At 59.2% G+C, this 8075-nt stretch carries 5 protein-coding genes; all 5 read left to right on the top strand.

Features of this window, described 5'->3' with window-relative positions:
- The first annotated feature begins 102 nt into the window (after positions 1–102).
- The 5 genes from ACFHWU_RS23445 (at position 103) to ACFHWU_RS23425 (ending at position 8063) form a co-directional block, all read left to right on the top strand.
- Positions 103–912, top strand: coding sequence for a hypothetical protein (locus ACFHWU_RS23445; RefSeq protein WP_416591589.1), 810 nt, complete (start codon positions 103–105; stop codon positions 910–912).
- 33 nt (positions 913–945) lie between these two features.
- On the top strand, positions 946–1821 hold the full coding sequence (locus ACFHWU_RS23440; RefSeq protein WP_416591588.1) for a DMT family transporter: 876 nt from the start codon (positions 946–948) through the stop codon (positions 1819–1821).
- A gap of 386 nt (positions 1822–2207) precedes the next feature.
- A complete protein-coding gene (locus ACFHWU_RS23435) occupies positions 2208–3803 on the top strand; it encodes a hypothetical protein (RefSeq protein WP_416591587.1) in 1596 nt (531 codons plus the stop codon).
- A gap of 376 nt (positions 3804–4179) precedes the next feature.
- On the top strand, positions 4180–7716 hold the full coding sequence (gene dnaE / locus ACFHWU_RS23430) for a DNA polymerase III subunit alpha (RefSeq protein ID WP_416591586.1): 3537 nt from the start codon (positions 4180–4182) through the stop codon (positions 7714–7716).
- Complete coding sequence (locus tag ACFHWU_RS23425; protein WP_148083550.1) at positions 7713–8063, top strand: DUF6300 family protein; 351 nt, start codon at positions 7713–7715, stop codon at positions 8061–8063. Before dnaE ends, ACFHWU_RS23425 begins: the two co-directional genes overlap by 4 nt.
- The last annotated feature ends 12 nt before the right edge of the window (positions 8064–8075 follow it).

Below are 8075 nucleotides of genomic sequence, written 5' to 3'. Positions count from 1 at the left end.
ATAACCATCACCCACATCGACCTACCGAAAGCCAGCAAAAAGGCCAAAGTTTAGGTCAGTGACACCTATCGGCGCCTAGACTACCGTGAAGGATCACACCGGGTGAGTTCCGAGGTGACCACGCATCTGCGGACCATGTTGGAGGTAAGTAACCGTACGACCACCAGCGCGGCCCATCGCCGGTTGCTACGCGCCGCAGGTGATGCCGCCCAGTTGGCCGGCTGGCTGGCGATCGACGCACAAAAGTACAACCAGGCCGAGGGCTACTGTCGATTGGCTGCGTCACTGGCCGAGAAATCCAACGACCGTGCACTGCGTGCATACAGCCTTGGTGTGATCAGCTACACACACCTACATGCCGGCGACGGGAAGGCCGCGCTCAGTGTGCTCGACACCGCGCAGGGCTTAGCTGGTCATGGCGCCCCCTCCGCGGTCAGGTCATGGTTATGCGAAGCCACCGGCGAGGCGTACGGATTCCTGGGCCAGCCCCGGCCCGGCCTTGCCTCGCTCGCGCAGGCGGAGCGGGTCTTTGACGGCGTCAGCACGGAAAGCGCTCCCGTGTGGCTGGGGTTCTACAACGCCGACTGTCATGCTGCACGGCTGAAGGGCAGGTGCCTGACTCGGTTGCGTGAGCCACGAGAAGCCACTCGGGCGCTCTACGAGGCGCTGACGCTGCTACCGCCTACGTTCGTACGCGAACGGTCCGGCACCCTGATCGATCTGGCCGTCGCGTACGTGCAGATGGGTCAGATTGAGCAAGCCTGCGACGCAGCCAGCCAGGCTGACACCCTTGCCCGGCGCACCGGGTCCGGGCGCAACCGCAGGCGTCTGCGTGAGCTGCTAGTCGGCCTTATGCCGTGGACCGACATCGACTACGTCCAGAGGCTCTACCGTCAGGTGCTGCTTAACTAGGGGTGTGCTGATTGCTGTACTCGCGAGTCGCCGGTGAGCCGAAGGGCCTGGATCGAGCTCATCCTCCTCGCAGCCCTGTGGGGGGCGGTCTACCCGTTGATCGACGTTGCGCTACGCGAGCTGTCACCCGCTGTCGTTGTCCTCGGCCGAGTTCTGCTCGCTTGCGTCCTCTTGGTACCCTTAGCCCTCAGCAGCGGTGCACTAGCGGATATTTGGCGGCGACCAAAACAAATTATTGAGACCGTCCTAGTGCAGTCGACCATCCCGCTTCTACTACTGACGTACGGGCAGCAATACGTACCCTCGGGTATCGCAGGCATCCTGGTCGGAGCGCAGCCGTTGTTCGTTTCGATGCTCGCCTACCGGTATGCGCCAGACGAACGCCCGCAGGGATGGATGGGTGCGACTGGCGTTGCCATCGGATTCGTTGGACTCATTTTGCTCTTCGGCGTCGACCTCCGCGGCGGCCGACTCGCCCTCCTAGGCGGTACTCTCGTACTGGTGGCCGCGCTATGTTACGCCGCCGGCGCGATCATGATCCACCGACGCCACGCGAACGCCCCACCGCTCGGCGTAGCCACCTCGGCAATGCTCGTCACGAGCACAGCAATGATTGCACCAGCCAGCTTGACGCTGCCTGTCCAACTACCTCAAACCAGCGTGCTGGCCGCTACGATGCTCCTCGGTATCGCCTGCACCGGCATGACCCTCGTACTGTTCTACACCCTGATCGCCCGCAGCGGGCCAGCCCGAGCCGCGTTGGCGTTCTACCTGTCGCCCGCCTTTGCTGTCATTTTCGGGACCGTATTTCTCCGCGAGCAACTCACGCCCACGACCATCGTCGGCCTGGGTGCAATTATCACAGGCTGCCTTCTCGCAGCCCAACGAACCGATAAGTCGGCTGCATAGCCGTAAGCGCCAACGCGACTCCCTACCTTCCAGGGAGTCGCACCGACGGCGCCGGAACACTTGGCGGGGTCGACCTCCCTCCGTCGATGGGCTACGCTGGATCGATTGACTTCACTCTAAGTTGAGCATGGTACCTTTCGTAGCGGAGAGGAGGTGAATCTCACGATGCGCATGTCACAATCACTGTCACTGGTGGACAAAATCTTCGACGGCCCAGAGACACTAGTGGTGCCATCAGTTGCTTCTCGACAGAAGTACAAGAAGAAGAGGGGCAGTTCGGACACGCACAAGACTAAGGACGTATTCGAGTAGGACGACCGTGAACGTCGGCCAGAATTGCAGCACTTCTGGCCGACGTTCACCCTGAAGAGATAGAGAAGCCCTCCATGATTCGATTCCGCGTAAGTGAAAATCCCACCAAGCGGTGGGTCTGGACCAGCTCCAGACGCTGGGAATTTGAAGATGACTGGATCGAACCGATAACCCATCCAGCATTAGAATCAACTCTCATCACCGAAGGGGTGCGGGCTGCTGTCATCATCCGTGAACGCAGCGCCAACGTCGATGTAACCTACCCCTGGGCCGGACCAAGTCGAACTGTAGAAGTAAGCCCGGAAGACTACGATGCAGTTCTGGATGACGCCAAGCATTGGCAACTCGATCGCTTCATCTTGGAAATTGGCCCAGACCAGGGCGTACGCGCTTCGTCCGGCGTGTATAACGTAGCGCCAGTCTACCTCACGGCAACCGATCACACTCTCACCGGCTCATGGGATCTGACCGACCTGGCGCGAGGATGCACTCCAGAGGATGTAATACGCTACATGGTTGCGCGAACACTGAGCTACTTCCAACGATACTCGAATAGAACCCACTTTCGACACATCTTTCATCTAACTGAACGCTCGACCGCCTATCTGCAAAACGGCGACTTTCGGATAGAGTATCCCGACGACGCCCGGCATGCGGAGCCTCGACCAATACGCGAGGGAGCCGACGTTGTCGACGGCTTGACCGTACTACTCGAGTCCATCATCCAAGAAAGGGTTTTGGAACCTGCGATATGCGGGTTGACTCTGTCCGGCGGAATGGATTCAGCTAACGTCGCACTGACACTAGGCAGGCTTCATCCAGGGGCCATCGCTGGATCCGCTATCCTTGTCGCCGGCGCCGCCGGAGAGCAGCAGCGCCGGCGGCGCCGCGAACTGGCAAGACTTGCGCATCTCAAATCTGACATCACTACCCCGGCGATGAAACTTCCACCATTGTCTGCGGGGAGCGCAATCCTAGCCGGCAACAGTCTAGATTTTGACGAAGAAGGTTTTGCCGAGGCAGTCGGACACCTGATCGACCTTATGGTTGATGAGGGTATCAAAGTGTCCTTCGGTGGTACGGGCGGTGACGAGATGCTGGCACTGCCACCCGAAGAACGAGATTTTTCTGGCGACTTAGAGGACCTAACTCTGCCTGTCTGGCTAACTGCGACTGCACGCGATGAGCTGCTTTCCGCAGAGTCAGATATAGCCCCCGCAGCCGTCATCAACGAGGTAACCTTGGCCGGCTTTGCCTGTCACAATCCTCTCTACATCCAGCGCGGCGTCTGGCCCGTGGAACCACTGGCATCACCAGCCGCAATACGGTTCGGCGAATGGCTTCCACCAGAATGGCGGCGGCGAAAGCGAATCTTTCGGGATCGACTTAATCGGGCCGGCGCGTCTAATGAAGTGGTGAATCCCCGACTATCAGAGAACCTCGGAGGACTCATGAACCTTGGGGCATACCGGAACTGCCTTCCCCTGCTAAGCCGGTTCCTGCGCACGGACCTCCTTCTTGGACAGTTGGGCGTCGTCAACGTCGACCGGCTTCGTCTCGCTATGGAGCAGGCAAGCCGCAGCGGAGAGCACCAGGTTGACTATCGGCTCTACCCAGTGGTAGCAACAGAGGTGCGTCTGCGGCACTTGGCTGGATTGATGACTATATAGCAAGATCAACGACGATCTGCGCACCAGCCGCAGCGCACCGCAGCAGATGTTACGGGAATGCGTGTGAGGGAGTCAGCGCGCCAAGCCGGAGCATGTAGCGAACGTTTGCAGCCGACCGTGTCGGCGAACTACCTGGGCCTGACCAGTCGCGTTCGCGCCGACCCTTCCGTAGCCGGACCATGACGGACGGTGGCGTGAGTGCGGGTGGGCGCCATAGCTGTCGACCGTAGGACTACAGACGCTTGTGCTGCCCCGCAAGCCGGAGCAGGGTGGAGTCGCCGACGCGCCGGCTTGCCACTCGATCCTCTGCCAGCCGGGAGCTAGGGTCAGGAAGGCCCGCGCAGGGGTCGTTTGGGACGTGGATCGAGGGGGACTGGTGGCCGAGCAGTTTGTCCATCTTCATGTGCATTCCGAGTACTCGATGCTCGATGGAGCTGCACGGCTGAAGGAGCTGTTAGCAGAGGCACAGCGACTGGAGATGCCGGCGGTGGCGGTCACCGACCACGGCAACATGCACGGCGCGTACGACTTCTTTCACCAAGCCAAGGCGACGGGTATCACCCCGGTCATCGGGGTTGAGGCGTACGTGGCGCCTGAGTCCCGGTTCCACAAGCAGCGGGTGCGGTGGGGACGGCCAGAGCAGAAGAGCGATGACGTCTCTGGCGGTGGTGCGATCACCCACATGACCATGTGGGCGAGGAACATGACCGGACTACACAACCTCTTCCGCCTGAATTCGCGTGCTTCCATCGAGGGGCACTACGTCAAGTGGCCACGGATGGACCAGGATCTGATCGCAGAACATGCCGAGGGGATCATGGCGACCACCGGTTGCCCTTCCGGCTCAGTACAAACCAGGATCCGGCTCGGCCAATTCGACGAAGCAATCAAAGTCGCCGGCGCTTACCAGGACATATTCGGCAAGGACAACTTCTTCCTCGAGTTGATGGACCATGGACTAAACATCGAACGCCGAGTTCGCGACGACCTCCTAGAGATCGGCAAGCGGCTCGGTATCCCTCCGCTGGTCACCAATGATCTTCATTACACGAAGGCGTCGCAGGCCGAGGCGCACGATGCGCTGCTGGCCGTACAGACGGGTAGTCGGCTCGATGACCCGAAGCGGTTCCGCTTCGAGGGGGGCGGCTACTATGTCAAGACTGCCGAGGAGATGTATGCTGTCGACTCGTCCGACATCTGGGCGCAAGGCTGCCGCAACACACTACTGGTGGCCGAAAAGGTCGATCCGACCGGCATGTTCGAGTTCTACAATCTGGCCCCGAAGTTCCCAGTGCCGGAGGGCGAGACGCTCGAGTCATGGTTCCGCAAGGAGGTCTGGGCGGGCATGGACCGCCGCTGGCCAACTGGGTATGACGAACGACGGCGCGCCCAGGCCGAGTATGAGCTCAACATCATCCTTCAGATGGGATTCCCGGCCTACTTCCTTGTCGTCGCCGACTTCATCGTATGGGCAAAGAACCAGGGAATCCGGGTAGGGCCTGGTCGTGGTTCTGCGGCCGGTAGCATCGTGGCCTACGCGCTCGGCATCACGGACCTAGATCCGATCCAGCACGGCCTCATTTTTGAACGCTTCCTAAATCCCGAACGCGTGCAGATGCCCGACGTCGACATCGACTTCGACGACCGCCGCCGCAGCGAGGTGATCCGATACGTCACCGAGAAATGGGGCGACGACAAGGTCGCCCAGATTGCTACCTTCGGCACAATCAAGGCCAAAGCTGCAATCAAGGATAGTTGCCGGGTCCTGGGATTTCCCTACGCTCTGGGCGACAAGATCAGCAAGGCGATGCCGCCCGCAGTGATGGGTAAGGATATTCCACTGTCCGGCATCTTCGATCCGAAGCACCCACGTCATGCCGAAGCTGCCGAGGTGCGCAGGCTTGTCGAGACGGAACCCGATGTCGCCCGCGTAATGGACGTCGCCAAGGGCATCGAGGGACTTGTGCGCCAACTCGGCGTACATGCCGCCGGTGTGATCATGTCCGCAGAGCCGCTGATCGATCACGTACCCCTCGTCAGGCGTGATGCCGACGGTGCCATCATCACCCAGTTCGACTATCCGACCTGCGAGTCACTCGGCCTGCTGAAGATGGACTTCCTCGGCCTTCGCAACCTCACCATCATCGATGACGCGCTCCGTAACGTCGAAGCCACCACTGGGCAACAGATCGACCTGCTAGGTCTCCCCTTGGACGACAAGCCCACGTACGAGCTACTTTCGCGCGGTGACACCCTAGGCGTGTTCCAGCTCGATGGCGGCGGAATGCGGCAACTGCTGCGGCTGATGAAGCCCGACAACTTCGAGGACATCTCCGCGGCCTTGGCTCTCTACCGCCCCGGCCCAATGGGAGCCAACTCGCACACGAACTATGCGTTGCGGAAGAACGGACAGCAAGAGATCACTCCGATCCATCCCGAACTGGCAGACGCCCTCGACGAAATCCTCGGCCCCACTTACGGCCTGATCATCTATCAGGAGCAGGTGCAGCGCGCCGCGCAGAAGCTCGCCGGATACAGCCTCGGCCGCGCCGACATGCTCCGCAAGGCTATGGGAAAAAAGAAGAAGGAGGTTCTAGACAAGGAGTTCATCCCCTTCCGGGATGGAATGCGCAGCAACAGATACTCTGACGAAGCCATCCAGACCCTGTGGGACATCCTCGTTCCATTCGCGGACTACGCCTTCAACAAAGCTCACACCGCATGCTATGGAATGATCTCCTACTGGACAGCATACCTGAAGGCCAACTATCCCGCCGAGTACATGGCCGCACTACTGACGTCCGTCGGCGACAAGAAGGAGACAATGGCCATCTACCTGGCCGAGTGCCGGAGCATGGGCATCAGAATTCTCACGCCCGATGTCAACACATCAAGAGGTCCGTTCGCACCCGTAGAATCTGACATTCGGTTCGGCCTCAACGCAGTGCGCAACGTCGGAACGAACGTCGTCAACGCCATCGTCGAAGGTCGAAAGAAGAAGGGGCGCTACTCCTCCTTCGAGGACTTCCTGATCAAGGTAGACGCGACAGCATGCAACAAGCGAACGATCGAGTCTCTCATCAAGGCTGGCGCATTCGACGAGCTAGGTGACACACGACGCGACTTGCTCGACAACCACGAGGCGGCCATCGACGCGGTAATGGACTCCAAGCGCAAAGAGTCCATCGGCTGGATGGATCTCTTTGGCGAGATGAAGGAAGTAGGTGGAGCCGAAGGAATCGTTGGCTTCACGATGGCTCGCTCTGGCAAGGAGTGGCCGAAGAAGGAAAAGCTGGCGCTGGAACGCGACATGCTCGGACTGTATGTCTCCGACCACCCACTGGCAGGGGCTGAACGCATTCTTAAAGCGAACTGTGACCACATGATCACCGCAATTCTTGACGAGGAGACCGCAGATCGTAAGCCCGTTGTGCTCGCCGGACTCATCTCCGGCGTAACGAGAAAGATCACTGGGAAGGGCGCCTCCTGGGCAATCGTACAACTCGAAGACCTTACCGGTAGCATCGAGGTACTCTTCTTTCCCAAGAGCTACGAACTACTGGGACAGTATTTGATTGAAGACAGCGTCGTGAAGATCTCCGGGAACGTTAGCGTGCGTGACGGCGGCGTCAGCGTCTTCGCCCAAGACCTAGCGGTCCTCGACGTCTCGTCTATCACCGACAGCGGAGAGCCTCCGGTAATTTTGCGCACTCGACTGGACCGAATCAGTCCACAACTCGTCAACGAGTTGAAGGAAATTATCCTTGCCCACCCAGGCAAGGCGCCAATCCAGTTGAATCTTCAAAAACCTGGAGGAACTTTGCAGCTAGCCTTCCCAAACTTCCAAGTAAGCAATGATCTCAATTTTCGCTCTGAAATCAAGGTCCTCCTCGGCGCGGGAGGAATTGAATGAGTTTGCCGAATTATCGTAGTAATGATTCGCGGTCGCCCATCATTGTTGCCGACACTTCAAGTGCATGTCATCGCTGCTCTGGTGAACTTTATCTGACAGCCACAGTGCCGGATCCAGATCTTCCGTGCAAGCGTATACTCACACTATGTCCATCTTGCGATGCGGAAAAGCCGGCAGCGCAGGGACTATTGGCTTTCATGGCAATCCACGGTCGAGTTGACGAAAGCACCTTCGGTCAGTTCGAGAAACTAGTTGTCGAATGGCTTGCAGCATCTAATCTTCAAGGCGTCGATGAACAGACTCTCGATCGAGACATTGAGGAATGGTTGCGCGACCGTGACTGGTGATTAGCGAATGAT

The sequence above is a fragment of the Micromonospora sp. LOL_015 genome, from assembly GCF_048060275.1.
GTDB lineage: Bacteria > Actinomycetota > Actinomycetes > Mycobacteriales > Micromonosporaceae > Micromonospora_E.
Note: the sequence above shows the minus strand (reverse complement) of the source record. Positions and strands in the feature narration are given on the sequence as shown.

What these genes read in the sequence shown, in the direction of transcription:
- ACFHWU_RS23435 (WP_416591587.1), top strand. Translation starts at nt 2,208, where the DNA reads ATGATTCGATTCCGCGTAAGTGAAAATCCCACCAAGCGGTGGGTCTGG.
- ACFHWU_RS23425 (WP_148083550.1), top strand. Translation starts at nt 7,713, where the DNA reads ATGAGTTTGCCGAATTATCGTAGTAATGATTCGCGGTCGCCCATCATT.